General features: G+C 73.5%; 1 protein-coding gene. It reads right to left on the reverse strand.

What is annotated here, in order from left to right; translation table 11 throughout:
- A partial coding sequence (locus RNB18_RS52670; protein WP_311721140.1) for a family 20 glycosylhydrolase occupies positions 1-422 on the reverse strand: 422 nt, incomplete at both ends.

The following is a 422-nucleotide window of genomic DNA, read 5'->3' on the forward strand; positions in this document are numbered from 1 at the left end:
GTATGTGGCGAGCCGGGGCCAGGAGTCGATGGCGATGCGCCAGCCCTGGTCGTCGGAGAGGTGCAGATGCAGCGTGTTGATCTTGTAGAGGGCGAGCCGGTCGATGTACCGCTTCACCTCCGCGACCGGGAAGAAGTGGCGCGAGACGTCCAGCATCGCGCCCCGGTAGCCGTAGCGCGGCGCGTCCGGGATCGTGCCGCCCGCCACCTTCCAGGGGCCCTCCTGGCGGCTCTGCGCCTCCACCCGGTCCGGGAGGAGCTGGCGCAGGGTCTGGACGCCGTGGAAGAGCCCCGCCGGGGCGCGGGCGGTGATGGTGAGCGCGGCAGGTGTGGAGTGCAGCCGGTACCCCTCCTCGCCCAGGCTCCGGTCCCGGGAGCCCAGCTCCAGCCGGATGCCGCCGGGGCCCGGCCGGTCGGTGACGG

The sequence above is a fragment of the Streptomyces doebereineriae genome (assembly GCF_031845645.1).
GTDB lineage: Bacteria > Actinomycetota > Actinomycetes > Streptomycetales > Streptomycetaceae > Streptomyces > Streptomyces canus.